Raw genomic sequence first — 26,240 nt, 5'->3', positions numbered from 1 at the left:
GTCAGTATCGTATGACACGGCGCTCGACGAGAACCACGATAGCGAACAGCGCGATCGACAGCGAGGACGACAGCACGATCGCCGCGTAAAGCCGGTCCGACTGGTAGTTGAAGCTCGCCTGGATGATCAGTGCGCCCAAACCCTTGTCCGAGCCGATCCATTCGCCGACGATGGCGCCAATGACGGCGGTGGCCGACGCGATCCGCAGCGAGGAAAACAGCATCGGCAGCGCGCGCGGCAGGCGCAGGCTCCAGAAAATCTCTGAGCGCGTCGCCGACAGCACCCGGAACAGCTCATGCTCATTGTCTGAGGCCGAATCCAGGCCGCGGATCATGTTCACCAGTGTCGGGAAGAAGCAGATCACCGCCGCGATGACGATCTTCGGCGTCATACCGAGCCCGAAAATCAGGGTGATGATCGGCGCCAGCGCCAGGATGGGGATGGTGTTGAAGAACAGCACGATCGGAAAATAGGCGGCCTGCAGGATGCGGCTGTGCACGAACAAGACGGCAAGCAGCACGCCGGCAAGATTGCCGATGATGAAACCGGCCAGCGCCTCGATCAGCGTCGGCTTGAGATTGGCGAGCAGCAGCGTCAGGTTCTTCTGGAATACGCCGAATATGGCCGTCGGCGTCGGCACGATATAGGCGGGTACACCCAACCATGGGAAAAGGACCTGCCAGGCGAAGAGGATCGACGCGGCACCAAACACGGGCAGGGCGATGGCAAGCGTCGGCGATAGAGGAGCCGGCTTCATGACGCTCGCTCCAGCGCGCCGCGCAATTCGGCCATGGCGTTGACGATCGCCGGATCCTCGCGCGCGCAGCGGTTGCCGTCCTGTTTGAACGGCCGCATGTCGAGATCCTTGACCAGGCGCCCTGGATTGGCCGCAAGCACGATGACGCGTTCGCCGAGATAGGCGGCTTCGGCGATCGAGTGGGTGACGAAGAGGATGGTGGTGCCGGTGCGGCGCCACAGGTTCAGAAGCTCGTCATTGAGGCGGTCGCGGGTGATCTCGTCCAGCGCCCCAAATGGTTCGTCCATCAACAGAAGCCTGGGTTGTCCGAGCAGCGCGCGGGCGATGGCCACGCGCTGGCGCTGGCCGCCGGAAAGTTGGTGCGGCAGACGCTCGCCGAAGCCGGCGAGCCCCATCAGGTCGAGCAGGTCGTCGGTGCGATCCTCGATCTTGCGGGTCACGCTGCCTTGTCCGACTTCGAGCGGCAGGCGGATGTTGTCGCGCACCGTGCGCCACGGCAGCAAGGTCGAATCCTGGAAGACGAAACCGACATCCCTGCGCGAGCGCACCGCATGCGGCGTGTCGCCAAGCACGCTGATGGTGCCGCCGAGCGGATCGAGCAGGTCGGCGACGACGCGCAGCAAAGTCGACTTGCCGCAGCCGGACGGCCCGAGGATCGACAGGAAAGATCCGGCCTCAACGGAAAGGTCGAGGCCGGAGAGCACTTTCACCGCCGTCTGCCGGCCGCCATAGCCGACGTCCAGTTCGCGGGCTTCTATTGCGTTCGCCATCAGGCGGCGGGCGCGTCGAGCTTAGGCCGGTCGGCGGCCGACAATTCGAGGATCTTGGTGGTGTAGACGTCCGCTGCGGCAGGCCTTCCGTTCGGGTATTGGCCGACCTTGTCCAGCAACGCCAGCTGGCTTTCGATGGAGGCGGGGTCGAATGTTCCCCAGCCATCTTTGGCGGTCGCGGCGTCGAAAGACAGCTTCAGCACGAGATCGATGGTTTTCTGCTCCCAGCCGAGGTCCATTTCCGGATAGGCCGCGACCATCTTGCTTACCGCTTCCTTGGGGTTTGCATGAACCCAGCCCCAACCCTTGGCCACGGCGCCGATGAATTTGGCCAGCGTCTGCGGATCCTGTTCTATCGCGGTGTCAGTGGCGAAGTAGACATCGGCATAGGAGTCCAGCCCGAGATCGCGCACCAGAAGGTCGACCCGGTCATCTCCGACGACGCTGAGCGCCTGCGTGTTGGTGATCCAGCCGCCGATGGCGTCGACGTCGCCACGTATCAGCGGCGCCTTGTCGAAGCCGACATTGACGACGGTGACATCGGAGGCGCTCAAGCCGTTCTTCGACAGGATTTCGTCGATCACAAAACGAGCCGTCGGCTGGATGCCGATCTTCTTGCCCTTGAGATCGGCCACGCCGCGGATCGGATTCGATCCCTTGGAGGTGAAGGCATAGGGGCCGGTGCGGAAGCCGCAGGCGATGATTTTCACCGGCACGCCGCTGGCGCGCGCGGCATAGAGCTGTGGCGTTTCGGAGAACTGGCCAAGCTGGGCGGAACCTGAAATCACCGGCGGCACGGTCGCGGAATTGGGGCCGCCGGGGCTGAACTCGACTTCGAGCCCGGCCTCCTTGAAATAGCCGTTGGCAACGGCCGCGATGTCGCCGATCTGGCCGTTCGACATCAGCCAGTCATACTGGATGACGACCTTTCCGGCCGCCTTCGCGCCGGGCGTAAGCAAAAGCTGCATGCCCGAGGATGCGGCCGCAAAGCCGATCAGGCCGGTCTTGATGAAGGACCGGCGGTTTGTCTGGTAGCGTTGGTTCCCACTCATTTTTCGCTCCTGTTGGATGTTGCGTTCGCTAGATTCCGCGCCACTCCCGCTGGCTCGGCGTCACCTACGGCCTTTCGTCGTGATAATCGCCGGGGCCGCCGTCGAGCCAGGCGTATAGTTCCCAGAGCGTGTCGTCCGGGTCGGTGAAATAGGCGCAGCGCGCATTCCAGACGTAATCCTGGGGTGGGCTGTAGAAGGGCACACCCTTGGCTGTCAGATCGGCGTAGAGCCGGTCGATCTCGGCGGGCGCGTCGAGCTGGACCGCCACGCAGACCTTGTGCGCATGCCGTGGTGAGCGGACATTCGAGACGCCGGTGTGGCTGTTGATGTGGTCGAGCTCCCAGGCGGCGAGGGTCACGCCCTCACCATGGAAATCGGCAAAACCCTCGGCGCGCCGGCGCAGCCGGAAGCCAAGCTTGTCGACATAGAATTCCACGGTCCGCTCGATGTCCGCGACGAGCAGGCAGACGTCTGTAATCCGATCCAGGCCCCCGATCGCCATGGCTACTTGCCCTCGCCAATGCGTTCAGGGCGCGAGGCTGGCAGTTTGACGCCAACACGGTGCGCGGCGCCGACAATGTGGGCGCGCATTGCCGCTTCGGCCGCCGCCGGATCGCCCGCGACCAGCGCCTCGTAGATGCGCACATGCTCGCCGACATTGACCTCGACGAGGTCGTGCAGCGGGTTGGTAAGACGGGCGTAGTGGATCGAGCGGCGGATCTGCTCGCAGACGAAGGAAATGAAGGTGTGGATGTAGCTGTTGCCGGTGGCCCTCGCGATCTCGCGATGAAACAGGAGATCGGCGTCGATACTTCCTTCCTCCCAGCGCTCCTCGCCGCTCATGCGGTCGAGCGCCGCCTTGATGGCATCGAGATGCTCCTGGTCGCGGCGCTCGGCGGCAAGGGCCGCCGATTCGGCCTCGAGGATGCAGCGCAGCTCGAACAGCCGCTGCATGTTCTGGCCTTCATTGAGCGTCTCACGGTCGATGCGGATCGCTGCGCGCTGTTCGGGCGCCAGCACAAACGAACCGATACCTTGTCGCGCCTCCACCATGCCGTCGGCGCGCAATTGCGCGATCGCCTCGCGCACGACATTGCGGCTGACGCCGAACTTCTCCGAAAGCTGTTGCTCCGTCGGCAGCAGACTGCCCGGATTGAGGTCGCCGGACTCAATCTCGCGGCTGAGGAACGCGGCAACGCGATGTGGCAACGCTTCCACGGTGCCGATGGCGGCCAGTCGTGTCTTCATGAAGAACTCTCCGTCGAGGGCAGAAGGCAACCGGGGTTCATCAGCCCGTTGGGGTCGAGCGCCTGTTTCAGCGCGGCGACGAGCCGTCGGTGTGTTGGTGACAGCCCGGTCCAGAATGCGCGCTGGCGGGTGCGTCCGATGCCATGCTCGGCGCTGATCGAGCCGCCAAGCGCGGTGGTGATGGCGTAGAGCCCGGTTGCAATATCGGCACCTCTGGCACGGGCAGCGGCCTCGGCAAGACCGGGCGGTGGCAGCACGTTGAAATGGATGTTGCCGTCGCCGGCGTGCCCGTAGGCTTGCGCAATCCAGCCGGGGTGGCGCAAGGCGACAAAGCCGCGAGCCCGCTCGACCAGGTCCGGAATGTCCGAGAGGCGCACCGAAAGATCGGTGCGTACATGATAGCCGCGCTTTCCCTGGCCTTCGACCAGCCCTTCGCGAATTGCCCAGAACGACTTTGTCTGCGCGCTGCTTGCCGCGAGGACCGCCTCGGTGACGAGACCTTTTTCCATGGCGCCGCCAAGGAAGTCGACCAGCATGGTGCTGATGTCGATAGGAGCGCTGGTCGACAATTCGATCAGTACATGGACAGGGGCGGTGACCGGTGCAACGAGGTTGGCGTCGATCAGGCGGGCAAGCTCGATACATTCCGAGCCGATGATCTCAAAAGCGGAGATCAGATCGGCACAGCCACGGCGTGCCGCGCGAAAAAGGGCGATGGCCGCTTCGAACGAGGCAACGCCGAGATAGGCGGTCTCGACACGGCTGGGCCTGGGAAACAGCTTGACCTCGACGCCGGTGATGATGCCCAGCGTGCCTTCGCTGCCAATGAAGAGCTGCTTCAGATCATAGCCGCGATTGTCCTTGCGCAGGCCGGAAAAGCCGCTCCACAATTCGCCGTCCGGCAGCACGACCTCGAGACCAAGGATGAGGTCGCGCGCCATGCCATAGCGGAGCACGTTGACGCCACCGGCATTGCTGGCGGCGTTGCCGCCGATCTGGCAACTGCCCTGGGCGCCGAGCGCCAGCGGAAACAGGCAATCTTGCGCCTCGCTGGCATCCTTGATGTGCTGCAGGATGCAGCCGGCGTCGGCCTGCAGGATGAAGTTGTCGGCGTCGACAAGCCGAATGGCGTTCAACCGCTCCAGACTGACGATCACCGCGTCGCCAGTCCCGATGTCGATTGCGCCGGCGACCAGTCCGGTGTTGCCGCCTTGCGGGATGACGCCGAGCCCGAGCGCGCTGCAAAGCCGCACCAGCGCCTGCACCTCGGCGACCGAGCCAGGTTTCAGGACGGCAAACGCTTTGCCGCTGTGATCGCCGGCCCAATCACCGAGATATTTCGCCATGCCGGCGGCGTCAGTGATCACGCCGCTGTTTCCGACCACGCTCTGCAGCGCGTCGAGAACTGGTGAGGCAATGCCGTGCGCTGTCATCCCGGACCAAGCTGGATCAGTAGGAAGGTGTATGGATATACATATCATCCTACAACTAGTTTATGTCAACGGTAATATGCCGCGGGGAGACGGTGCGCAGCGAAGCTGGGAAGGGGATGCATGGCGCCTTTGGCGGCGACGAATCAGTCGGCGCATCTCGGCGCGGTGGCAGTCGCTTGGGCCGCGAGGCGATTGGCGGCAATTTTAGATGTGGATGATCACGGCGGCAGCAGCCGGAAGTCGTTGCCCTCGGGCAGCAACTGTCCGCCGTCGACAACGATCGTCGTGCCGGTGATGTAGCTGGCGTCGTCCGAGGCGAGGAAGAGGAAGGCATTGGCGACGTCGCGCGGGCTGCCCAGCCGGGCGAGCGGGATGGAGTCTTCCATGCTCTTGATGTAGGCGGCGCTGCGATGCAGCTCGATCGCTTCAGTGAGAATGTTGCCCGGCTCGACGCCGTTGACGGTAATGCCGTAGCTGGAGAATTCGAGTGCCGCCGAACGGATGAAGCCGTTGATGCCGGCCTTGCTGGCTGCGTAGTGGCCGTGACCGGGGCTGGTGACATGCGGGCCGGTGATCGATGAGGTGTAGAGCATGCGCCCGTAATGCTGTGCCTTCATCGGCACAAGCGCTGCACGGGTGGCGTTGAAGGTGCCGCGCAGATTGACCGCCATCACCCGATCCCAGTCGTCCGGGCTGGTGTTTTCAATCAGCTGCCAGGGATAGATGCCGGCATTCTGGACGATGATGTCGAGGCGGCCGTGGCGTTTCAATGCCAACGCTACCGCGGCCTCGGCGTCAGTCATCTGCGAGATGTCGGTGCGGATGAAGGCAGCGTTCAGCTCGTCCGCGGTCGCTTGCCCGGCCTCGACCTCGGTGTCAGCGAGCACGAGCCTTGCTCCCTCTTCGGCAAAGCGCAGCGCGATGCCCTTGCCGATGCCGCGGGCGCTGCCGACGATCAGCGCCACCTTGTCTTTGAGCCGGTTGGTCATGCGAGCCTCTGGCTGGCAGCGGAATGCGCGGGTGGTTTGCCGATGAGCAGGCCGACGAAAGGATCGCCGGCTTAGAGGTACTGCGCGACCTTCTTGCCGACCGAGAGGAAGCGCAGCGGGTCGATGGCCTCGCCATTGTGGCGCACCTCATAGTGCAGATGCGGGCCGGTAGAGCGGCCGCTGCTGCCGGTCTTGCCGATGATGGCGCCGGCGTCGAGCTTGTCGCCGACGCTTACGTCGATTTCGCTGAGATGCCCGTAGCGCGTTGAAAAGCCATTGCCATGGTCGACCTCGACCATGCGGCCATAGCCGCCGTTCCAGCCGGCCTTGACGACGACGCCGGGCGCCGTGACCTTGGCAGACATGCCGATCGGCGCCCGGAAATCCATCCCCGAATGCAGCGCCGCGGTACCCAGGATCGGGTCGGTGCGTACGCCGAACGGGCTGGTTACAGAGCGGCCGGGGGCGGGATTTGCAAGCGGCAGCCGTCGCGCCTCGGTTTTCAGATGGTCGAGCGCATCCAGCGCCTCGTCGAGTTCCTTGACCTTGCTGTCGAACATCATCGAGGAGTCGAGCGGGATCAGCGGGCCACCGACATCGCTCTCGTTCTTGCCGAAGTCGTTGTCGACCGGCAGGCCGGCCGCCTGCAGCGCCTGTGTGATCGCATCGGCGCTCTTATAGGCATTGTCGGCAAGCGTGGCGATGCGGGTGAGCTGCTGGCTCTCGATGGTCTTGAGCGATTCGTTGATCGACACGAACAGCTTGTCGGCACGGTCGGCCGCCGTCTCGCTGGGCAGCGGATCGGAGCGGGTCGACCACAGCGAGAACGGCCTGGTGTCGCCGGCGCCGAGACTGGCTACGGAATAGGCCATTGGCTGCGAGATGCTGCCGGTCGCGTCGGCATGGTCGTCAGGCTTTGTGGTAGCATCGGCCGCGGCAGGCGGCGTGCCGACTTCGTTTTCGGCGCGTTCTAGGATCGGGCCGAGGCGGCCATGGCGCTGGCTGAGCTGCGACTGCCGTTCCAGCAATTCGCTCACCTTGGTTTCCATGAGCTGCTGGTCGAGAAGCTGGCGGCTGGTGATCCGGTCGACCTGGGCGCGCAGTGCCGAAATGCGGTCCTCATAGGCCTGCTGCATGCGTGCCTGCCGCGCCGTGGCGGCGCCGATGAGATCGTCGCGCAGCACGAGATAGGACGTCGCCAGCAGATAGCCTATGGCAATCGCCGCCAGCGCCGAGCCGATGAAGGCGGCAAGCCAGGGGCGTATGGTGAAATGCCTTATCTGATTGCCCCGGGCGATGATGACCGTGTGGGGCTCTCTGCGTCTGCCGAATACCGCTGACTGACCGGTTACGTTCACGGGACCAAGCTTTCGTTACGATACCAACGACGAGCCTGATTACACATTATTAGGGTTAACAAAGCTTTGCCGGACCCGAACGGTCGGTAAGGATTGTCCGCACAACGGGCACAAATTCACCAGGCAGATGCCGGGACCGGTGCCGAGGTCAGGCAAACCCTGTCGCTCCAGCGAGCGACGGGCGAGCCGTCAAAGCGCGCGCACCGCCGCCAGTACCTCTTCGGCATGGCCCTTGACGCGGACTTTCCGCCAGATCCTGGCTATTTTCCCGTCCTTGCCGATCAGGAAGGTCGCACGCTCGACGCCCATGTAGTTGCGGCCATACATCGACTTTTCGACCCACAGGTTGTAGGCCTCGATCACTTTTCGCTCCTCGTCGGCGACCAGATCGATGGTGAGATCGTATTTGGTTTTGAACTTGTCGTGCTTCTTCACACTGTCGGGCGACAGGCCGATCACGACGGCGCCGGCCTTTTCGAATTCCGGCTTCAGCTGCGAAAAGCCGATCGCCTCGGTGGTACAACTTGTGGTGTCGTCCTGCGGATAGAAATAGAGCACGACCGGCTTGCCCGAATATGCCGTCAGGCCAAGCGACCCGCCACCGTCGCGCGGAAGGTCGAATTGCGGCGCAAGATCGCCCACGTTGAGGTCAGCCATATCGATGCCCTTGTTTGAGGTTACGCGCCAAGCTGCATCGATATAGTGTCGAACGCGGATTCGTCCACGATCGAGTTCGTACAACGGAAAATTGCGTGGATCAGGAAGAACCGCAGCACGAGAAGATCAAGTTCAGGCGTGATGAGATCACCGACCTGGGCAAGTTCCCGTCTGCGTGCAATGTGCCGCCGCTCGGTCAGGCACGCATCGGTCGCGGCTTTCGCATTCTTGCGCGGCTGGTCGCAGGGTTTTCGGCGCTGGTGCTGTTGGCCGCTGTCGCCGTCTACGTGATCGGCGCGTCCGGCTTCGGCACCGAACGGCTGCGGGCGGAAGCCGAAACAGCCATCGAGAAACTGGCCGGTGTCGACGTCGACGTTGCGGTCGGGCCGGCCCGCCTCACGCTCGACGGATCGAGCTTCATCGCGCTGCAGGTGAGCGACGTCAGCCTGAAGACGGCCGACGGCAAGCCGATGGCCGATGCCGGGCGCGTCCGCTTCGGCATCCGGCTGATCCCTTTGCTTTCGGGCGAAGTGCGGCTCACCAGCGCCAGAATTTCCGACGCCCATATCGTGACCGCGGCGATGCCGGCCGGTGGCGACTGGACGGCCGGGTTGCGCAACCAGGACGGCCTCATCGATCCGGAAAAACTGGCCACCGCGGTCTTCGCCGGCGTCAACCATGGGCTTGATGCCGTGCGCGAGGATTCGATGCGCCAGATCGATCTGCGCAATGTCGAATTTGTGCTGCCCGAAGCAGGCACGGTCAAACTGGTCAGGATCAACACTGCCAGCGTGCTGCAGTCGGGGGCGGGCAGCATGGTATTTTCGGCCGATGCCGATGTCGATGGCCGCGCGCTCACCATCGCCGCCTCGGCCAGTCGCGATATGACGACGCGGCGCGTCACCGCGCTCGACGCCAGCGTTAAAGTCGCCGGCGATGCCACCGCAGCGGCGGCTGGCAAACTGGGCGCGGTTGCGCTGAAGTTGACCGGTTCGGAAGGATCCGGCGAGAACAATTCGCAGCTGACCGCAGCGTTGTCGCTCACCGGCTCGGTGCTCGATCTCGGCACGCGGGGCCTGCTTCCGGCCGATGTCGATGTCGATGCCACGCTTGCCGCCGGCACCAACAAGATCCAGGTCGACAGACTGCTGCTCAAGACCGGCCGCTCGACCTTCGATTTCGCCGGGTCGATCGGGCCCAAGCCGGCAACCGGCGCGGCAGGCGAGGAGCCCTCCTATCGCTACGACCTGACCAGCGACGGGTCGAAGCTGGCACCTTCGGAATCGCCCGAGCCGGCACTCAACTTCTTCGCCCGCATCGCCGGTGTCTACCAGACCAACAGCCACAAACTGGTCGCCGAGCAGATCGGCATCAGATCCGGGCCGACCGGCGAGGCGCTGGGCACCGCTTCGGTCACGTTCGTCGAGGGAAAGGCGCCGGGAATATCGGTTGCCTTCAACGTCCACGACATGCCGGTCTCGCATGTCAAGCAATTGTGGCCCTGGTTTTCCGCTAAGAACGCCCGCCTGTGGGTGCTGCAGAACCTGTTCGGCGGCCGCGTCATCGATGCCAATCTGCAGTTCCAGGTCGTGCCGGGGCGTCTTGGCAACGGCGTGCCGCTTTCCGCCGATGAGGTGTTCGGCCGTTTCCAGATCGAAGGCTCGCGCTTCGACACGGCCGGCCGCATTCCGCCGATACGCGACGCCGTGGGCGTTGTCGGCTTCCACGGCAACGACGTCGATATTTCCCTGACCTCCGGCAGCGTCTATATGCCAAGCGGCCGTACCGTCGCGGCGAGCAACGGCACGCTGACGGTGAAGGCGGCGAACCATCCGCCGGTGATCGGTGCGCTCGACATCGATGTCGCCGGTGAGGCGCCGGCAATCGCCGAGCTCGCCTCCTACGAGCCGATCAACGCCATGCGCCATGTCGGCCTTTTGCCGGAAGACCTGTCCGGCACGATGACCGGCCACGTCAAGGCGGACATTCCGCTGCAATCCGGCGTCGACACCTCGAAACTCGATTGGCTGGTGACGCTGGACTACAAGGACCTGGCGCTGGACAAGCCGTTTGAAGACCAGACGGTAACCGACGCCGACGGTTCGATCAGCGTTGGACCCGATCAGGCGGTAATTTCCGCCAAGGCGTTGCTGAACGGCATTCCGGCTGAACTCGATCTGGTCGAGCCGCTGAGGGACGGTGGACCGCCACGCAGCCGCAAGGTCGCGCTGGTGCTCGACGACAAGATACGCGATGCCGCCATGCCTGGCCTGTCGCCGCTGCTTTCCGGAACCATAAAGGTGGCGATCGACAAGAGCGGCGACGGCGACCAGAACGTCTCGGCCGACCTGACCGATGCCAGGCTGGACATCCCCTGGGCAGGCTGGAGCAAGGGGCCGGGCATTCCCGCCAACGTCTCCTTCGTCATGGCGAAGTCCGGCGGCACCACCACGCTGTCCGATTTCAACCTCGACGGAAAGACCTTCTCCATCGAGGGCGACGTGGTGCTGGTCAACGGCGCCCTGTCGACGGCCCGCTTCAGCAAGGTCACCTTGAACCGGGGCGACGATGTCGCGGTGTCGGTCAAGCGATCCGGCAAGGGCTATGCGGTCGAGGTCAACGGCGACGCACTGGACGCCCGTTCGCTGATCAAGCAGTTCACCTCCGACGTCGACACCGCCACCAAGACCACCGGTTCCAGCGCGATTTCCGTCAGCGCTGATGTCAATTCCCTGACTGGTTTCCACGACGAGGTCCTGTCCAACCTGAAGCTCGACTACAGCGCCGCCGGCTCAAGGGTGAACGGTCTCAAGGTGAGCGCTGTTGCCAGTTCGGGTGCAGCCATAACCATCAGTAACACCACCGGCGACGGCAGGCGCGCGCTCGCCATGAAGTCGGCCGATGCCGGCGCCATCCTGCGCTTCCTAAACATCTACGAACACATGGAAGGCGGATCGATCACGCTGGCATTGGCTGGCGCTGGCGACGGGCCGATGAAGGGCCAGGTCGACTCGAGCAACTTCTTTATCGTCGACGAACCGAAACTCGCCTCGATCGTATCGACCACACCGGCTGGCGACAACCGTAGCCTGAACGAAGCGGTCAAGGGCAAGCTCGACACCTCGCGGGTGCAGTTCGAGCGCGGCTATTCCGAGATCGAAAAGGGCGCCGGCTATCTGAAGCTCGCCAATGGCGTGCTGCGCGGTCCGCGCATCGGCACGACGTTCCAGGGCACGCTCTACGACCAGGACAACAATATGGACATGACCGGCACGTTCATGCCGGCCTATGGCCTCAACCGCATCTTCGGCGAATTGCCGCTGGTCGGTGCGCTGCTCGGCAACGGCCGCGACCGCGGCCTGATCGGCGTCACCTACCGGCTCAAGGGCAATGCCAACAAGCCGGTGCTGGACGTCAATCCGCTGTCGGTGATCGCGCCGGGAATCTTCCGCTCGATCTTCGAGTATCGCTAAGACGACCGATTGGACCCGACTAGACCGGCCGCACCAGAACGTGTTTTTTCTTGCCGAGCGACAGCTTTACGACGTTTTCCGGACTCAGATCCTGAAGTGTTACCACTCGGCGATCGTCGGACACCGGCTGGTCGTTCAGGCGCACCGCGCCGCCCTGTATGTGCCGCCGTGCCTCGCCGTTGGAGCCTGCGAGCCCTGCGGTGACAAACAGCGACAGGATGCCGATGCCGGCTTCAAGTGCTGCCTTGCCCACCTCGACGGTTGGCAGCGTTTCGGCAGTCACGCCTTCCTCGAAGGTCTTGCGCGCCGTTTCGCTGGCCTGCTCCGCCGTCTCGCGGCCGTGCAGCATGGCGGTGATCTCGGTGGCGAGCACCTTCTTGGCGTCGTTGATCTCGGAACCGCCCAACGCTGCCAGGCGCGCGACCTCGTCCAGGGCCAGCGTCGTGTAGAGTTTCAGGAAGCGGCCGACATCGGCGTCCTCGGTGTTGCGCCAGTACTGCCAGAATTCGTAGGGGCTCAGCATCTCGGCATCAAGCCACACCGCGCCCGACGCCGACTTGCCCATCTTGGCGCCCGACGAGGTGGTGAGCAGCGGCGTGGTCAGCGCATAGAGCTGCGCATTTTCCATGCGATGGCCAAGATCGATGCCGTTGACGATGTTGCCCCATTGGTCGGAGCCGCCCATCTGCAGCCGGCAGCCCTGACGCTTGTAGAGCTCGACGAAATCGTAGGCTTGCAGGATCATGTAGTTGAATTCGAGGAACGACAGCGACTGCTCGCGGTCGAGCCTGAGCTTGACCGAATCGAAGGCGAGCATGCGGTTGACCGAAAAATGCCGGCCGACATCGCGCAGGAAGTTGACGTAGTTGATCTCCATCAGCCAGTCGGCATTGTTGACCATGATGGCGTCGTTCGGGCCGCTGCCGAATTTGAGGTAAGGCATGAAATTGCGGCGGATGCCCGCCAGATTGTCCTCGATATCCTCGGGCGTCAAAAGCTTGCGCGCCTCGTCCTTGAAGGACGGATCGCCGATCATCGAGGTGCCGCCGCCCATCAGGGCGATCGGCCGATGGCCGGTCTGCTGCAACCAGTGCAGCATCATGATCTGGATCAGCGACCCGGCGTGCAGGCTCTTGGCGGTTGCGTCGAAGCCGATATAGGCGCTCACCGTCTCCTTGGCGAAAAGCTGGTCGAGGCCGGCATCATCCGACGTCTGATGGATGAAACCGCGCTCGCTCATCGTGCGCAGGAAATCGGATTTGAAGGCGGACATTTTTTCTTCCTGAAAGCGCCCGGCTTGAACGGCCAGGCTTGATATGAACGCGGGCGTTTAGCATCCGCGCGCGTTTAGCAAAAGTGGTTTCCGGTTTTCCGATGCCGGTGGCGACCGCGACCACTGCCGCGCGAGCTTGCTTCATCGTTTCGGCTGGCGTAATGAGGCGCCGCGCCAACGGGTTCTTGCAGCCTTCGATCCGCTGGAACGGCACCGCACGGCATCCCTCAAATGCCATATCCTGTGACAGAGCCCGACGCGACATATGCCGGACGCATTGATATCCATCGTCATTCCATGTCGCAACGAAGCGGCGAACCTGCCGCTGCTGATCGACGAGATCGAAGCCGCCATGACCGGGCGCGATTTCGAAATCATCATCGTCAATGACGGCTCGACCGACGATACCGCTGCCGTACTTGCCGCCGAGGCGGCGAAACGCCCGTTTCCGCTGCGCGAGCTGCGGCACGCGAAATCCGCAGGCCAGAGCCTTTCCGTGCGTTCGGGCGCCTGGGCGGCGCGCGGCGCCATCGTCGCCACCATAGACGGCGATGGCCAGAACGATCCAAAGTACATTCCGGTGCTGATCGATGCCTTGCGGCAGGCCGGCCCCGATTTTGGTGCGGCGCAAGGCCAGCGGCTGAAGCGCCGCGACAGCAAGATCAAGCAGCTGGCATCGCGTTTCGCCAACTGGCTGCGAGGCGCCATCCTGCACGACGAGACCCGCGACACCGGTTGCGGCCTGAAGGCCATCCACACCGACATTCTCAGGAAATTGCCGTTCTTCGACGGCACCCATCGGTTTGTTCCGGCGCTGGTCATCCAGGAAGGGTATCGCGTCGTTCACTGCGACGTCGTCGACCGCTCTCGCCGCCACGGCAAGTCGAATTACGGGATTTTCGATCGCGGCCTGCAAGGCGCGCTCGATCTCGGCGGTGTCTGGTGGCTGCGCCGCCGGCGCCGCAGAATGCCAAAAACAGAGGAAATCAGGCATGGCTAACGTGCTTCAGGAACTGGCGACCTGGCTCCACCAGGTTTTCATCAAACAGTTCGATGCCTGGATTCTGCTTGGCTTCGTCGCCCAGTTCTTCTTCACCATGCGCTTCGTCGTGCAGTGGCTCGCCTCGGAAAAGGCAAAGCGCAGCGTCGTCCCGGTCGCCTTCTGGTTCTTTTCGCTGTTCGGCGGCGGCCTGCTGTTGATCTACGCCATCGTGCGCCAGGATCCGGTGTTCATCGCCGGCCAGGCCATGGGCATGCTGATCTATGTCAGAAATCTCTGGCTGATCGCCAATGAGCGCAAGGCGGCAGCAATGACCAAGGTCGATTGAGTCACATCAAGAGCAATGACCGGAGAGGCTGAGATATGGCGTTGAACAGGAATTATATCCTTCTCTTCCTGTTCAGCCTGGTGATGTCTCTTTCGGGGCTGGTGTCGATGCCGCCGATCGATCGCGACGAGCCGCGTTTCGTCCAGGCCACCAAGCAGATGGTCGAGACCGGCGACTATGTCGACATCCGCTTCCAGGACGCCTCGCGCTACCAGAAGCCGATCGGCATCTACTGGCTGCAATCGGCGGCCGTCGCACTGAGCGGCGAGGGGGCGGCCGCACCGATCTGGGTGTATCGCCTGGTCTCGGCACTGGGCATTGCCATCGCCGTTGTCGGCATCGCCTGGACCGGTGCCAATCTTTTCGGAGCCAATGCCGGCATCGCCGCCGGGCTGATGATGGCGGCGATTTTCGCCACGGCCTTCGAGGGCCGTGACGCCAAGACCGACGCCATGCTGCTGGCCTGCTGCGTTCTGGCGCAAGGCGCGCTGGCGCAGATTTATTTGGGCTCGCGCCGCAACGAAGCCGTCGGCGACCATTTGCCGTGGATTTTCTGGATGGCCCAAGGTGCGGCGATCCTGATCAAGGGGCCGATCGCGCCACTGTTGTCGGCACTGACCATCGTCACACTCGTCGCCTTCGAGCGCGACTGGCGCTGGCTGTCAAAGCTGAAGGCCGCGCGAGGTCTGGCTCTGGTGGTTCTCATCGTGCTGCCCTGGATCGCGCTCATCACCTGGAAAAGCAATGGCGCTTTCCTGCAGCAGGCGGTCGGCAAGGACATGATCGGCAAGGTCGCATCGGGCGAGGAATCGCATGGGCTGCCGCCCGGCTTCTACATGCTGACCTATTCGCTGTTCATGTGGCCCTTCGGCCTGATCGCGGTCGGCGCCGGGCTGCAGGCGCTCAATCGCCTGCGCGACGACCCGCGCCTGCGCTTCTGCCTCGCCTGGTACATTCCGTTCTGGCTGGTGTTCGAGCTGATCCCGACAAAACTGCCGCACTACGTCATGCCGGCCTATCCCGGTATGGCGCTGCTGATCGGCTGGCTTCTGACCTTGCAGCCGCAGGACGCGAACGCCCCGCTCAAACGCTGGCAGAATTGGCTGTGGTGGTCGACCGCCTTCGGCCTTGCCGTGGTCAGCCTCGGTTTGGCGGCGGTCTGCGTCGGTGCGCCGATCTATCTCACACAAACCTTCTCATGGTGGAGCATTCCGGCTGCCGCGGCGGCACTTGCTGCCGGCTACTTCGGCTTTTCGCGGCAATTGCAGGTGCCGCTCAGCCGCATCGGTGTGACAGCGGCTTGCGCCGGCATCACCTATGGACTGTTGTTTGGCGTCATCGCGCCTTCGCTGAAACCGATCTGGCTGAGCCCGGCGATCGAAGCGGCGGTTCGCGCCAACCGTCCCTGCGACACGACGGTGCTCGCCGCGGCGGAGTATCACGAGCCGAGCCTGGTGTTCCTGGTGGGCACGAAGACTGTGCTGACCGACGTCGACGGCGTCGCCAAACATCTGCTTGCCGATCCTGCCTGCGCGCTGGCGCTGGCGCCGATCGGCGACGAGCAGAAGCTGAACGGATTGCTGGCGGGGCAAGGCAAATCGGCGAACCGCGTCGCCCTGATCGACGGCCTCAACTTTTCGTCGGGAGACAAACTGTCGCTCGGCCTCTATCGTGTGGTCCAATGACGGCTGCAGGGTCGAATTCCCAATGCTGGTGAAATCGCGCTCTTCCGTGTCCGCCGCACTGCTTGCGGTGCCCGGACGATCCCTTGGCAATTTTCGCGATACCTTGCAGATCGCCAGAAGGCGCTTTGCCGTTCGTCCGGCCAGGTATCCGAACATCCTCTGGTCGGTCTGGCTCCTGGTCTGGATCTTTCTGACGGCTGCGGCCTTTGTTCGCCTCGACACGCCAGCAGGCGTGCTGCGGGACCAGTGGTCACCCGGCTTCGTTCAGGTCGCAGACTTCTTCACCCAGTTCGGCCTCGGTGGCTGGTATCTCATTCCCGCTGCGCTTTTGCTCGTCGCCGCCAACCTGACCGATTGGCGAAGCCTTTCCCGGCAATGGCTGATGCTTGCCTATAACTGGACCTGCCTGGCCTTTCTGGTGCTGAGCGCGGTCGGCCTGTCCGGCCTGACCGTCAATGCGCTGAAATATGCGATCGGCCGGGCCCGGCCGATGTATTTCCACGATTTCGGGGTGCTGTCGCTGCATCCCTTTGCCTTTGATGCGCGTTTCGCAGGCTTCCCGTCGGGCCATGCCACGACGATGGGCGCCGTGTTCGGGATCGCGCTGCTGTTGTTTCCGAAACGCTGGTACATCGCACTGGCGATCACCGCATGCATCGCGTCGACCAGGGTTTTCGTCGGCGCGCACTATCCGAGCGACACCGTCGCCGGCTTCGGTCTCGGCTGCGCCTTTGCGCTTGGCTCGGCACTGGTTTTTGCCCGGCTGGGGTTCGTCTTCCGCGTGATGCCGTCGGGATTGCCGGTCCGCAAGGACACATTCAGACTGACACGGTTTGGCCAGGCAAAGCGGGCCAACAGCTAGAGGCTAGTTGCCGTCCAATCCGCCGTAGGATCTCACGAGTTTCGCCATGTCGGGCGAATGGGGGTCTTCGCTTTCGAGCCCCTCGGCGACGCCGGCGCGGTCGGCGACCGGTCGGTTCTGGCTGACCTTCCACTTGCCGTGGATCTCGCTGATTTCGATTTCCAGTCCGATGATGCCCTTGATCTGCGACTGGATGAAGGGCGCCGGCGCATCGGTCACCGCCCAGGGCGCGTCGCGCCTACCTTCCTGCGACGCCGTCAGCTCGGCAATCTGCTGCGCCAGCCAGGCCTGGTCGTCGATCACCTTGACGGTGCCGCGCACCTGGACGATCGCATAATTCCAGGTCGGCACCACCTTGCCGGTCTCGCGCTTGGTCTCGTACCAGGACGGCGTCACATAGGCGTCGCTGCCCTGGAACACGACCAGCACCGGCGATGCCGGATTGTCGGCCAGCAGGCGCCATTGTGGATTGGCCCTCGCCAGATGCGCGCGCAGCCGGCCGTTCGGCGGCAGGTCTTCATTAAGCCCAGAGGGGGCATCGAGCAGGAACGGAATGGCGTTGGCGACCGGCCCCTCGGCCCCGTTGGAAATCAACAGCCCCAGCGGATGCGCCCGGATCAGTCCGTGCAGGACTTCCGGCCGCGTTTCCACGAAATGAGGAGGTTGGTACATCGCCGTCCGTTGAACCTTCTATCTCAAACGCTTCGGCCGCGGATCGGACAACTCGCCGGCGAGCCGGCGGTCGAGATAATCCGCACATTCTTCCAGCAGCAGGTCGGCATCATTGGAGAAGAAATGGTTAGCGCCGGGCAAGGTCTTCTGGGTGATGGTGATGCCCTTTTGCGTGTGCAGCTTGTCGACGAGGCCCTGAACGTCTTTTGGCGGCGCCACCTTATCGGCATCGCCATGGATGATAAGGCCGGACGACGGGCAGGGCGCCAGGAACGAAAAGTCATAGGTGTTGGGCTGCGGCGCGATCGAGATGAAGCCTTCGATCTCCGGCCGACGCATCAGAAGCTGCATGCCGATCCACGAACCGAACGAGTAACCGGCGACCCAGCAGCTTTTGGAATCCGGATGCAGCGACTGCACCCAATCGAGTGCGGCGGCCGCATCCGACAGCTCGCCGGTGCCGTGGTCGAATTCGCCCTGGCTGCGGCCGATGCCGCGGAAATTGAAGCGAAGCGTGGTGAAATCCCGCTTCTGGAACATGTAGAAGAGGTCGTAGACGATCTTGTTGTTCATCGTGCCGCCGAACTGGGGGTGCGGATGCAGGACGATGGCAATCGGCGCGCTCTTTTCCTTGGAAGGCTGGTAGCGACCCTCCAGGCGACCGGCCGGACCGGTGAAAATGACCTCAGGCATAATATACTCCACTTGGCATACGAATGCGCGGCGCCCGGAACAACTCTTTCCTCTGGCCTTGACGCAGGGCGAGCGTCTTCTTAGAAGCTAGTTTAGAATTGTTCAAAACTGGGTGGCCAAAACGTAGTGGCTCGGCCGCCCGCGCCGCAAGCCGCGTAAATAGGACGGCTTGCCTTGCAATTTCAAGGAAATAACGCGCTATCCTCGCTGAATGGCTTTTGACGGGACCGATTGAACGAAAATGGCCGCAACACGCGCCTATCTCGACTACAATGCCAGTGCGCCGCTGCTTGCCGCGGCACGCGAGGCTATGGTCGCGGCGCTAGACATTGCCGCCAACCCGTCATCGGTCCATGCCGAGGGCCGCGCGGCGCGCCGCCTGATCGAGAATGCCAGGCGCGAGGTCGCGGCGTTGGTCGGTGCCAAACCCGAGCATGTCGTGTTCACCTCCGGGGCGACGGAAGCCGCCTCGACGCTGCTGACGCCGGACTGGCAGATGGGACGTGGCGCTATCCGCATGAGCCATCTCTATGTCTGCGCGGCCGACCATCCTTGCCTGCTGAATGGCGGGCGCTTCCCGGCAACCGGGGTGACGCGGATCGGCGTCGATGCCAACGGCATCGCTGATCTCGACGCTTTGGCCGCGGCTCTCTCGGCGCATGACAAGGCCGACGGTCTGCCGCTGGTGGCGATCCATGCCGCCAACAACGAGACCGGCGTCATCCAGCCGGTCGGGCGGATCGCTGAAATCGTCAAGGCGGCGGGCGGCATCCTGATCGTCGACGCGGTGCAGGCGGCGGGCCGCATTCCGCTCGATATGTCAGCGGGTTACGCCGATTACCTGATTGTCTCTTCGCACAAGATCGGCGGTCCCAAGGGCGTCGGCGCCATCGTCGCCGACGCGGATCTGATGATGCCAAAGCCGCTGATCAATGGCGGCGGCCAGGAAAAGGGCCATCGCGGCGGCACTGAAAACCTCGCCGGCATCGTCGGTTTTGGCGCGGCGGCGCGTGAGGCGCTTGCCGGATTGCAGAGCATCGATGCGGTCGGCCGCCGCCGCGACGAGGTCGAGACCATCCTGAAAATGCTGGTGCCGGATGCGGAAATCTTCGGAACCGGCGCGCCGAGGCTTGCCAATACGACATTCTTCGCTATTGCGGGCATCAAGGCTGAAACGGCGCAGATCGCCTTCGATCTGGCCGGCGTGGCGCTGTCGGCGGGATCGGCCTGTTCGTCGGGCAAGGTTGGGCCGAGCCATGTGCTGAAGGCGATGGGCTACGGCGACAGCCTTGGCGCTTTGCGCGTGTCCATCGGCCACGCAACCAGCGCCGACGACATTGAGATGTTTCGCACCGCGCTGGCAGCGATCGCCGCGCGCCGGGCGAACCGGGAAGAAGCCGCCTGAGCGTGGCAAAAACGAATTCAGGCCTTTCGGCCTGGTAGAGCCGTGCGTTTCAGGGTGGCCGGGTGAATTTCCGGTCGAAACGCACTATATGGAACTTACGCCGCCTCGGAGCCCCAATGGGTGCTCGTTGCCGGTGCCATAGTTTGAAAACTGTCGGGCCTTGACCCCGGCGTGGATGGAGAACGCTTATGCCTGCTGTGCAGGACACGATCGATCGGGTTCGAAAGATCGACGTCGACCAGTATAAATACGGATTCCAGACCGAAATCGCGATGGACAAGGCCCCCAAGGGCCTGAGCGAAGACATCATTCGTTTCATTTCGGCCAAGAAGGACGAGCCGTCCTGGATGCTGGAATGGCGTCTGGAAGCCTATCGCCGCTGGCTGACGCTGGATGAGCCGACCTGGGCGCGCGTCCACTATCCGAAGATCGATTTCCAGGACATCTATTTCTATGCGGCGCCCAAAAGCACGCCCGGCCCGACCTCGCTCAGCGACGTCGATCCCGAACTGCTGAAGGTCTATGAGAAACTCGGCATTCCGCTGCGGGAACAGGAAATCCTCGCTGGCGTGCAGAAGACCGACGTGTCGGAATTCGAAGAGGCTAGCGACAATGTCTACAAGTCGGGCCGCGTCGCCGTCGACGCGGTGTTCGATTCCGTCTCCGTCGTCACCACCTTCAAGAAGGAATTGGCGCAGGCCGGCGTTATCTTCTGCTCGATCTCGGAAGCCATCCGCGAACACCCGGAGCTGGTGAAGAAATATCTCGGCTCGGTTGTGCCGACCTCCGACAATTACTATGCCACGCTGAACTCCGCCGTGTTCACTGACGGCTCCTTCGTCTTCGTGCCCAAGGGCGTGCGTTGCCCGATGGAACTGTCGACCTATTTCCGCATGAACGAGAAGAACACCGGCCAGTTCGAGCGCACGCTGATCATCGCCGAGGAGGGGGCATACGTCTCCTATCTCGAAGGCTGCACGGCGCCGCAGCGCGACGAGAACCAGCTGCACGCCGCGGTCGTCGAACTGGTGGCGCTCGACGATGCCGAGATTAAGTATTCGACGGTGCAGAACTGGTACCCCGGCGACGCCGACGGCAAGGGCGGCATCTACAATTTCGTCACCAAGCGCGGCGACTGCCGTGGCGACCGTTCGAAGATTTCGTGGACGCAGGTCGAGACCGGCTCTGCCATCACCTGGAAGTATCCGAGCTGCATCCTGCGCGGCGACGATTCCTCCGGCGAGTTCTATTCGATTGCCGTGTCGAACGGCTACCAGCAGGTCGACTCGGGCACCAAGATGATCCATCTCGGCAAGAACACGTCGAGCCGCATCATCTCCAAGGGCATCGCCGCCGGCTTCTCGCAGAACACCTATCGCGGCCAGGTCTCGGCGCACCGCAAGGCGACCAACGCCCGCAACTTCACCAATTGCGACAGTCTGCTGATCGGCGACCAGTGTGGCGCGCACACAGTGCCCTACATGGAAGCCAAGAACTCGACCGCGCAGTTCGAGCATGAGGCGACGACGTCGAAGATTTCCGAGGACCAGAAATTCTATGTCATGCAGCGCGGCATTCCGGAAGAAGAGGCGATCGCGCTGATCGTCAACGGCTTCGTCAAGGATGTCATCCAGCAGCTGCCGATGGAGTTCGCTGTCGAGGCGCAGAAGCTGATCGGTATTAGCCTCGAGGGCTCGGTCGGCTGACCGGAAAGATATTCAGGAAAGAAAAGAATGCTTGAGATCAAGAACCTGCATGCCCGCATCGTCGATGACGGCACGGAAATCATTCGCGGCCTGAACCTGACGGTGAAAGCTGGCGAGGTCGCCGCCATCATGGGCCCGAACGGTTCGGGAAAATCGACGCTGTCCTACATCCTCGCCGGCCGCGAGGACTATGAGGTCACCGAAGGCGATATCCTCTACAACGGCCATTCGATCCTCGAAATGGATCCGGCCGAACGCGCCACCGCCGGCATCTTCCTCGCCTTCCAGTACCCGATGGAGATACCGGGCGTGGCGACCATGGAATTCCTCAAAGTGGCGATGAACGAGCAGCGCAAGGCGCGCGGCGAGGACCCGCTGAAGATCCCGGAATTCTTGAAGCGCGTGAAGGAAGCGGCGGCTTCGCTCAGCATGGACATGGCGATGCTGAAGCGGCCGCTCAATGTCGGCTTCTCCGGCGGCGAGAAGAAGCGCGCCGAGATCCTGCAGATGAAGCTGCTGGAGCCAAAGCTCTGCGTGCTCGACGAGACCGATTCCGGCCTCGACATCGATGCGCTGAAGATCGTCTCGGACGGCGTTAATGCGTTGCGCTCGCCGGACCGCGCCATCGTCGTCATCACCCACTACCAGCGCCTGCTCGAACACATTGTGCCGGACAGCGTGCACGTCCTTTACAAGGGGCAGGTCATCAAGTCGGGAGACAAATCGCTGGCGCTCGACCTCGAAGCCAATGGCTACGCCGGTGTGATCGGCGAAGCCGCGTGAGATGCCAGAGGCGAAGCTGATGAACATGCATTCGACACCCCAGCGCACGCAGGCCGAAACGGCGCTGATCGACGCCTTCGGCGAGCGGCTGTCGCTGCTGCCCGGCGACGGCGCGGTGATGCTGAAGCGCGATGACGCCATCGAGGCGATCAAGCATGGCCTGCCGACGCGGCGCGTGGAATCCTGGCACTACACGGATTTGCGCCGCCTGCTGACGTCGGTGCCGGCTTTCGATCCCGCGGCCAGCGCCAAGGCCATTGCGCCGATCGTCGACGGTTCTGCCGTATTGGCGATCCTCAATGGCGTCTCGGGCACCAAGCTGCCTGTCGTCGACGGCGTCACCGTGCAGCGCCTGTCGGAAAAACTGACCGACGGCAGCGTCGCACCCGGGCTCGATCCCTATGGCAGCGATGACGCCATCGGCGCGCTGAACACCGCCTTTGTCGCTGACGGCTATTTTGTTGACATCGCCGACGGTGCCCAGCTCGACAAGCCGATCGAACTGCAGAATCTGCAGGCCGGCGGCCAGACCCATGTGCGCCTGGCCGTCCGCGTCGGCGCTGGGGCCAAGGCAAGCGTCGTCGAGCGCCAGACCGGCGATGGTGCGGCATTGGTGAGCTCGGTCAGTCAGCTTGTGCTGGGCGAGGGCGCCGACGTCACCTGGCTGATCGTCCAGGAGCAGCCGGAAACGGCCACGCATCTGGCCCAGTTCAAGGCGCATCTCGGCAAGAATTCGAAGCTGACAGTGTTTTTCATGAATGCCGGCGGCAAGCTGGTGCGCCAGGAGATCGTGGTCAAGACGACAGGCGAAGGCGCCGACTTCACCTTGCGTGGCATCAATCTTCTGGCCGGCGACACGCATACCGACGTGACCATGGTGCTCGACCACGCCGTGCCGCACACCACCTCGACGGAAGTGATCCGCAATGTGGTGACCGGCAAGGCGCGCGGCGTGTTCCAGGGCCGCATCAACGTCCACCAATACGCGCAGAAGACCAACGCCAAGATGGCCTGCAACACGCTGCTTCTGTCGGATGATGGCGAGTTCTCGACCAAGCCGGAACTCGAAATCTTCGCCGACGACGTCGTCTGCGGTCATGGCGCGACGGTCACCGAGATCGACCACAACCATCTGTTCTATCTGATGGCGCGCGGCGTCGACGAGAAGTCGGCCCGTGGACTGTTGGTCAAGGCGTTCGTCGCCGAGGTGATCGAGGAACTGAAGGACGAGACCATTGTCGACGCGCTGGAGGCACGGCTCGGCGACTGGTTCCTGGCACACGGGTGAAGCGATGAACGCACCGGGCAAGATTGGAGATTTCTACGACGTCGAGGCGATCCGCCGCGACTTTCCGATCCTGTCGCGGGAAGTCTACGGCAAGCCGCTGGTCTATCTCGACAATGGAGCCTCGGCGCAGAAGCCGCAAGCGGTGCTCGACGCCATTCAGCACGCCTATTCCCAGGAATATGCCAACGTCCATCGCGGCCTGCATTTCCTCTCCAATGCCGCAACCGACGCCTATGAGAAGGCACGTGAGACGGTGCGCCGTTTCCTCAACGCGCCGAGCACCGACAACATCGTCTTCACCTCGAACACGACCGCGGCCATCAACACCGTTGCTTACGGTTATGGCATGCCCAACATCGGCGCGGGCGACGAGATCGTGCTGTCGATCATGGAGCACCATTCCAACATCGTGCCGTGGCATTTCATCCGCGAACGCCAGGGCGCCAAGCTGGTCTGGGTGCCGGTCGATGATCTCGGCGTCTTCCACATCGAGGAATTCGAGAAGCGCCTGACCGACCGCACCAAGCTGGTCGCCATCACCCAGATGTCGAATGCGCTGGGCACGGTGACGCCGATCAAGGAGATCGTTCGCATCGCGCATGCGCGTGGAATTCCCGTACTCGTCGACGGCAGCCAGAGCGCCGTGCATATGCCGATCGACGTGCAGGATCTCGACTGCGATTTCTTCGTCTTCACCGGCCACAAGGTTTACGGCCCCTCGGGCATCGGCGTGCTCTACGGCAAGAAGGATAGTCTCGCCGGCATGCGGCCCTTCATGGGCGGCGGCGAGATGATCGAGGAGGTGACGGAAGATATCGTCACCTACAACGAGCCGCCGCACCGTTTTGAAGCCGGCACGCCGCCGATCGTGCAGGCGATCGGGCTGGGCGCTGCACTCGACTATATGGAAAAGATCGGCCGCGAGCGCATCGCCGCCCACGAGGCCGATCTGAAGGACTATGCGCATGAGCGGCTGCGCGCCATCAACTCGCTGCGCATCTTTGGCGACGCGCCGGGCAAAGGCGCCATCATCTCTTTCGAGCTTCAGGGCATTCACGCCCATGACGTGTCGATGGTGATCGATCGGCAGGGTGTTGCGGTGCGTGCCGGCACCCATTGCGCCCAGCCGCTGTTGAAACGCTTCGGCGTAACCTCCACATGCAGGGCATCGTTCGGCATGTATAATACCAGGGCTGAAGTCGATGCTTTGGCCGAAGCGCTCGAAAAGGCGCGAAAGTTTTTCGGGTGACGATCATGGATGACGCTAGCCACACCACAGAGACTGTGCCGGAAACGGCGATCAACCCGCTGGTTTCCGCCTCGGCCATTCCCGCCGACGAGCTGGCGCGGCTGACCGACGACATCGTCTCGGCGCTGAAGACGGTCTATGACCCGGAAATCCCGGCCGATATCTACGAGCTCGGCCTGATCTACAAGATCGACATCGAGGACAACCGCGCCGTCAAGATCGACATGACGCTGACCGCACCCGGCTGCCCGGTGGCCGGCGAAATGCCCGGCTGGGTGGAAAATGCCGTCGGCGCCGTCGAAGGCGTTTCCGGCGTCGAGGTCAACATGACCTTCGACCCGCCCTGGTCCCCCGACCGCATGTCGGAAGAGGCGCAGGTCGCGGTGGGCTGGTATTGAGGCTCAAATGGAAGATTGGGAGATCGACCTTCCCGAATTCGTGCCGCCCTCGACGATGAAGCTGATGCAGCAATGGGGCGGCGATGGCTTTCTCGACAGCTTGAACAAACCGGCCGCATTTGATGCCTTTTTGGACGAGATTCCGTCAGGCGTCGCCGACGTGCTTTGCGCTGATATTCTGCTTGGTGATGTGCTGAATGGCACCTTTGATCAGTACTTCCACAATTCGTGTGGAATAACGATCGATCGAGCCATTGGCGCGATGCGGCGGCTCGGCCTGTCCGAGCATGCGGCTGCGGCGGAAAGCGCGTTGGCGGTGTTCGGCTCGAACTTTCCACGCGACCGCCTGCAGAGAATGGACAGGATGGATGAATTGCCAGAGACCGCATTCGATCTGGCCACCAACCAGTTCTATGCCGCTGAAGAGCGTCATCCGACGACGATGCATGAGGTTCTGGAGCGCGCGGCCAATCAGTTGCTCGCAACGGTACAGTAACAGGGCCGGGGTTGCGCCGGCCAACAATCTTCACCATTTTAGGTGAGGAATCATTCAGCAGGCCTTGAACCTGCATGGAATGGAAGAGGAAAAAGAATGGGACGCTTCGCTGTCATCACGATGACCGAAAAGGCTGCCGACCGGGTGCGCGAGATCGTTGCCACCCGCGACAACGCGCATGGCATTCGGCTCGGCATCAAGAAGGGCGGCTGTGCCGGCATGGAATATACGGTCGATCTGGTGACCGAGCCCAACACCAAGGACGACCATATCGAGCGCGATGGCGCCCACGTCTATGTCGCGCCGGAGGCAGCACTATTCCTGTTCGGTACGCAGATGGATTTCGAGCAGACGACGCTGCGCACCGGCTTCACCTTCCACAACCCGAACCAGAGCTCGGCCTGCGGCTGCGGCGAATCCGTCGAACTGAAGCCGGCCGACCTGAAGGCTTTGGCCGAGGCACGCGAGTCGGCCTGATCTTCCTTCGCCCCGTTTACGGGGAGAAGGTGGCCTGAAGGGCCGGATGAGGGGCAGCGCCTACCTCTCCAAAGCTAGTGCCGCCCCTCATCTGCCTGCCGGCGTTCGTCATTCGAAAAGCCAAGCAATTGGCTTTTCGTCCGCTGTGCGGACCACTCCTCACCTCCCCGTAGAACGGGGAGAAGCAC

25 protein-coding genes are annotated in these 26,240 nt (G+C 63.0%); 13 read left to right on the top strand and 12 right to left on the bottom strand.

The window, feature by feature from the left end:
- Nucleotide 1: 1 nt before the first annotated feature.
- From AC1DXU_RS15350 to AC1DXU_RS15310, 9 genes are all read right to left on the bottom strand, one after another.
- Nucleotides 2-757: an ABC transporter permease gene (locus AC1DXU_RS15350; RefSeq protein ID WP_477369722.1), complete on the bottom strand. Its 756-nt coding sequence runs from the start codon at nt 755-757 to the stop codon at nt 2-4.
- Entirely contained in the window at nt 754-1,527 is a 774-nt protein-coding gene (locus tag AC1DXU_RS15345) for an ABC transporter ATP-binding protein (RefSeq protein ID WP_477369720.1), read from the bottom strand. The genes AC1DXU_RS15350 and AC1DXU_RS15345 overlap by 4 nt, the downstream gene beginning before the upstream one ends.
- Nucleotides 1,527-2,579, bottom strand: coding sequence for an ABC transporter substrate-binding protein (locus AC1DXU_RS15340; protein ID WP_477369718.1), 1,053 nt, complete (start codon nt 2,577-2,579; stop codon nt 1,527-1,529). Before AC1DXU_RS15340 ends, AC1DXU_RS15345 begins: the two co-directional genes overlap by 1 nt.
- Nucleotides 2,580-2,643: 64 nt before the next feature.
- On the bottom strand, nt 2,644-3,081 hold the full coding sequence (locus AC1DXU_RS15335) for a VOC family protein (RefSeq protein WP_477369716.1): 438 nt from the start codon (nt 3,079-3,081) through the stop codon (nt 2,644-2,646).
- Nucleotides 3,082-3,083: 2 nt separating this feature from the next.
- On the bottom strand, nt 3,084-3,827 hold the full coding sequence (locus AC1DXU_RS15330) for a FadR/GntR family transcriptional regulator (RefSeq protein ID WP_477269318.1): 744 nt from the start codon (nt 3,825-3,827) through the stop codon (nt 3,084-3,086).
- Nucleotides 3,824-5,260: an FAD-binding oxidoreductase gene (locus tag AC1DXU_RS15325; RefSeq protein ID WP_477369714.1), complete on the bottom strand. Its 1,437-nt coding sequence runs from the start codon at nt 5,258-5,260 to the stop codon at nt 3,824-3,826. Before AC1DXU_RS15325 ends, AC1DXU_RS15330 begins: the two co-directional genes overlap by 4 nt.
- A gap of 218 nt (nt 5,261-5,478) precedes the next feature.
- Nucleotides 5,479-6,249, bottom strand: coding sequence for an SDR family NAD(P)-dependent oxidoreductase (locus tag AC1DXU_RS15320; protein WP_477369712.1), 771 nt, complete (start codon nt 6,247-6,249; stop codon nt 5,479-5,481).
- A 71-nt stretch (nt 6,250-6,320) separates the two neighbouring features.
- Entirely contained in the window at nt 6,321-7,607 is a 1,287-nt protein-coding gene (locus tag AC1DXU_RS15315) for a peptidoglycan DD-metalloendopeptidase family protein (RefSeq protein ID WP_477317405.1), read from the bottom strand.
- A 189-nt stretch (nt 7,608-7,796) separates the two neighbouring features.
- Nucleotides 7,797-8,264, bottom strand: coding sequence for a peroxiredoxin (locus tag AC1DXU_RS15310; protein WP_477317407.1), 468 nt, complete (start codon nt 8,262-8,264; stop codon nt 7,797-7,799).
- A 95-nt stretch (nt 8,265-8,359) separates the two neighbouring features.
- Between AC1DXU_RS15310 and AC1DXU_RS15305 the strand changes: the two genes are divergently transcribed.
- Nucleotides 8,360-11,737, top strand: a complete 3,378-nt coding sequence (locus tag AC1DXU_RS15305) for a hypothetical protein (RefSeq protein ID WP_477369710.1) — start codon at nt 8,360-8,362, stop codon at nt 11,735-11,737.
- 19 nt (nt 11,738-11,756) lie between these two features.
- Here AC1DXU_RS15305 and tyrS read toward each other — a convergent pair whose 3' ends face one another.
- Nucleotides 11,757-13,010, bottom strand: coding sequence for a tyrosine--tRNA ligase (tyrS, locus tag AC1DXU_RS15300; protein WP_477369708.1), 1,254 nt, complete (start codon nt 13,008-13,010; stop codon nt 11,757-11,759).
- Between the two features lie 265 nt (nt 13,011-13,275).
- Here tyrS and AC1DXU_RS15295 point away from each other — a divergent pair, with 265 nt between their 5' ends.
- From AC1DXU_RS15295 to AC1DXU_RS15280, 4 genes are read left to right on the top strand one after another with little or no spacing between them, the layout of a single operon-like run.
- Complete coding sequence (locus AC1DXU_RS15295; protein WP_477369706.1) at nt 13,276-14,010, top strand: glycosyltransferase family 2 protein; 735 nt, start codon at nt 13,276-13,278, stop codon at nt 14,008-14,010.
- The gene (locus AC1DXU_RS15290) at nt 14,003-14,338 is read left to right on the top strand and encodes a lipid-A-disaccharide synthase N-terminal domain-containing protein (protein WP_477317415.1); all 336 of its coding nucleotides are present in this window, start codon (nt 14,003-14,005) and stop codon (nt 14,336-14,338) included. Before AC1DXU_RS15295 ends, AC1DXU_RS15290 begins: the two co-directional genes overlap by 8 nt.
- 35 nt (nt 14,339-14,373) lie before the next feature.
- Nucleotides 14,374-16,023 (top strand): ArnT family glycosyltransferase, encoded by a 1,650-nt coding sequence (locus AC1DXU_RS15285; RefSeq protein ID WP_477369704.1) that lies wholly within the window; start codon nt 14,374-14,376, stop codon nt 16,021-16,023.
- Nucleotides 16,024-16,045: 22 nt separating this feature from the next.
- Nucleotides 16,046-16,885 (top strand): phosphatase PAP2 family protein, encoded by an 840-nt coding sequence (locus tag AC1DXU_RS15280; protein ID WP_477317419.1) that lies wholly within the window; start codon nt 16,046-16,048, stop codon nt 16,883-16,885.
- Between the two features lie 3 nt (nt 16,886-16,888).
- Here AC1DXU_RS15280 and AC1DXU_RS15275 read toward each other — a convergent pair whose 3' ends face one another.
- Both AC1DXU_RS15275 and AC1DXU_RS15270 read right to left on the bottom strand, forming a co-directional pair.
- Nucleotides 16,889-17,557 carry an FMN-binding negative transcriptional regulator gene (locus AC1DXU_RS15275; RefSeq protein WP_477369702.1) on the bottom strand — a complete coding sequence of 223 codons (669 nt, stop codon included), beginning with the start codon at nt 17,555-17,557 and terminating at the stop codon, nt 16,889-16,891.
- Between the two features lie 18 nt (nt 17,558-17,575).
- Nucleotides 17,576-18,250, bottom strand: a complete 675-nt coding sequence (locus AC1DXU_RS15270) for an alpha/beta hydrolase (RefSeq protein WP_013532163.1) — start codon at nt 18,248-18,250, stop codon at nt 17,576-17,578.
- 241 nt (nt 18,251-18,491) lie between these two features.
- Here AC1DXU_RS15270 and AC1DXU_RS15265 point away from each other — a divergent pair, with 241 nt between their 5' ends.
- From AC1DXU_RS15265 to sufA, 8 genes are all read left to right on the top strand, one after another.
- Nucleotides 18,492-19,655 (top strand): cysteine desulfurase family protein, encoded by a 1,164-nt coding sequence (locus AC1DXU_RS15265; protein WP_477369700.1) that lies wholly within the window; start codon nt 18,492-18,494, stop codon nt 19,653-19,655.
- 188 nt (nt 19,656-19,843) lie between these two features.
- Nucleotides 19,844-21,361, top strand: a complete 1,518-nt coding sequence (sufB, locus tag AC1DXU_RS15260; protein WP_477369698.1) for a Fe-S cluster assembly protein SufB — start codon at nt 19,844-19,846, stop codon at nt 21,359-21,361.
- Between the two features lie 27 nt (nt 21,362-21,388).
- Nucleotides 21,389-22,144, top strand: coding sequence for a Fe-S cluster assembly ATPase SufC (gene sufC / locus AC1DXU_RS15255; protein ID WP_477369696.1), 756 nt, complete (start codon nt 21,389-21,391; stop codon nt 22,142-22,144).
- 19 nt (nt 22,145-22,163) lie between these two features.
- Entirely contained in the window at nt 22,164-23,432 is a 1,269-nt protein-coding gene (gene sufD / locus AC1DXU_RS15250) for a Fe-S cluster assembly protein SufD (protein WP_477369694.1), read from the top strand.
- Between the two features lie 4 nt (nt 23,433-23,436).
- Nucleotides 23,437-24,681: a cysteine desulfurase gene (locus tag AC1DXU_RS15245; protein ID WP_477369692.1), complete on the top strand. Its 1,245-nt coding sequence runs from the start codon at nt 23,437-23,439 to the stop codon at nt 24,679-24,681.
- Nucleotides 24,682-24,686: 5 nt separating this feature from the next.
- On the top strand, nt 24,687-25,079 hold the full coding sequence (locus AC1DXU_RS15240) for an SUF system Fe-S cluster assembly protein (RefSeq protein WP_477369690.1): 393 nt from the start codon (nt 24,687-24,689) through the stop codon (nt 25,077-25,079).
- Between the two features lie 64 nt (nt 25,080-25,143).
- Nucleotides 25,144-25,575, top strand: coding sequence for a DMP19 family protein (locus AC1DXU_RS15235; RefSeq protein ID WP_477369688.1), 432 nt, complete (start codon nt 25,144-25,146; stop codon nt 25,573-25,575).
- Nucleotides 25,576-25,671: 96 nt separating this feature from the next.
- Nucleotides 25,672-26,052: a Fe-S cluster assembly scaffold SufA gene (sufA, locus tag AC1DXU_RS15230; protein WP_477317435.1), complete on the top strand. Its 381-nt coding sequence runs from the start codon at nt 25,672-25,674 to the stop codon at nt 26,050-26,052.
- The last annotated feature ends 188 nt before the right edge of the window (nt 26,053-26,240 follow it).

This window comes from Mesorhizobium sp. P3_A10 (genome assembly GCF_056403175.1).
Note: the sequence above shows the minus strand (reverse complement) of the source record. Positions and strands in the feature narration are given on the sequence as shown.

Bases quoted from the DNA above. Each gene is read 5' to 3' on its own strand.
- AC1DXU_RS15350 (WP_477369722.1), bottom strand. From the start codon at position 757: ATGAAGCCGGCTCCTCTATCGCCGACGCTTGCCATCGCCCTGCCCGTG.
- AC1DXU_RS15345 (WP_477369720.1), bottom strand. From the start codon at position 1,527: ATGGCGAACGCAATAGAAGCCCGCGAACTGGACGTCGGCTATGGCGGC.
- AC1DXU_RS15340 (WP_477369718.1), bottom strand. From the start codon at position 2,579: ATGAGTGGGAACCAACGCTACCAGACAAACCGCCGGTCCTTCATCAAG.
- AC1DXU_RS15335 (WP_477369716.1), bottom strand. From the start codon at position 3,081: ATGGCGATCGGGGGCCTGGATCGGATTACAGACGTCTGCCTGCTCGTC.
- AC1DXU_RS15330 (WP_477269318.1), bottom strand. From the start codon at position 3,827: ATGAAGACACGACTGGCCGCCATCGGCACCGTGGAAGCGTTGCCACAT.
- AC1DXU_RS15325 (WP_477369714.1), bottom strand. From the start codon at position 5,260: ATGACAGCGCACGGCATTGCCTCACCAGTTCTCGACGCGCTGCAGAGC.
- AC1DXU_RS15320 (WP_477369712.1), bottom strand. From the start codon at position 6,249: ATGACCAACCGGCTCAAAGACAAGGTGGCGCTGATCGTCGGCAGCGCC.
- AC1DXU_RS15310 (WP_477317407.1), bottom strand. From the start codon at position 8,264: ATGGCTGACCTCAACGTGGGCGATCTTGCGCCGCAATTCGACCTTCCG.
- tyrS (WP_477369708.1), bottom strand. From the start codon at position 13,010: ATGTCCGCCTTCAAATCCGATTTCCTGCGCACGATGAGCGAGCGCGGT.
- AC1DXU_RS15295 (WP_477369706.1), top strand. From the start codon at position 13,276: ATGCCGGACGCATTGATATCCATCGTCATTCCATGTCGCAACGAAGCG.
- AC1DXU_RS15290 (WP_477317415.1), top strand. From the start codon at position 14,003: ATGGCTAACGTGCTTCAGGAACTGGCGACCTGGCTCCACCAGGTTTTC.
- AC1DXU_RS15285 (WP_477369704.1), top strand. From the start codon at position 14,374: ATGGCGTTGAACAGGAATTATATCCTTCTCTTCCTGTTCAGCCTGGTG.
- AC1DXU_RS15280 (WP_477317419.1), top strand. From the start codon at position 16,046: ATGCTGGTGAAATCGCGCTCTTCCGTGTCCGCCGCACTGCTTGCGGTG.
- AC1DXU_RS15275 (WP_477369702.1), bottom strand. From the start codon at position 17,557: ATGTACCAACCTCCTCATTTCGTGGAAACGCGGCCGGAAGTCCTGCAC.
- AC1DXU_RS15270 (WP_013532163.1), bottom strand. From the start codon at position 18,250: ATGCCTGAGGTCATTTTCACCGGTCCGGCCGGTCGCCTGGAGGGTCGC.
- AC1DXU_RS15265 (WP_477369700.1), top strand. From the start codon at position 18,492: ATGGCCGCAACACGCGCCTATCTCGACTACAATGCCAGTGCGCCGCTG.
- sufB (WP_477369698.1), top strand. From the start codon at position 19,844: ATGCCTGCTGTGCAGGACACGATCGATCGGGTTCGAAAGATCGACGTC.
- sufC (WP_477369696.1), top strand. From the start codon at position 21,389: ATGCTTGAGATCAAGAACCTGCATGCCCGCATCGTCGATGACGGCACG.
- sufD (WP_477369694.1), top strand. From the start codon at position 22,164: ATGAACATGCATTCGACACCCCAGCGCACGCAGGCCGAAACGGCGCTG.
- AC1DXU_RS15245 (WP_477369692.1), top strand. From the start codon at position 23,437: ATGAACGCACCGGGCAAGATTGGAGATTTCTACGACGTCGAGGCGATC.
- AC1DXU_RS15240 (WP_477369690.1), top strand. From the start codon at position 24,687: ATGGATGACGCTAGCCACACCACAGAGACTGTGCCGGAAACGGCGATC.
- AC1DXU_RS15235 (WP_477369688.1), top strand. From the start codon at position 25,144: ATGCAGCAATGGGGCGGCGATGGCTTTCTCGACAGCTTGAACAAACCG.
- sufA (WP_477317435.1), top strand. From the start codon at position 25,672: ATGGGACGCTTCGCTGTCATCACGATGACCGAAAAGGCTGCCGACCGG.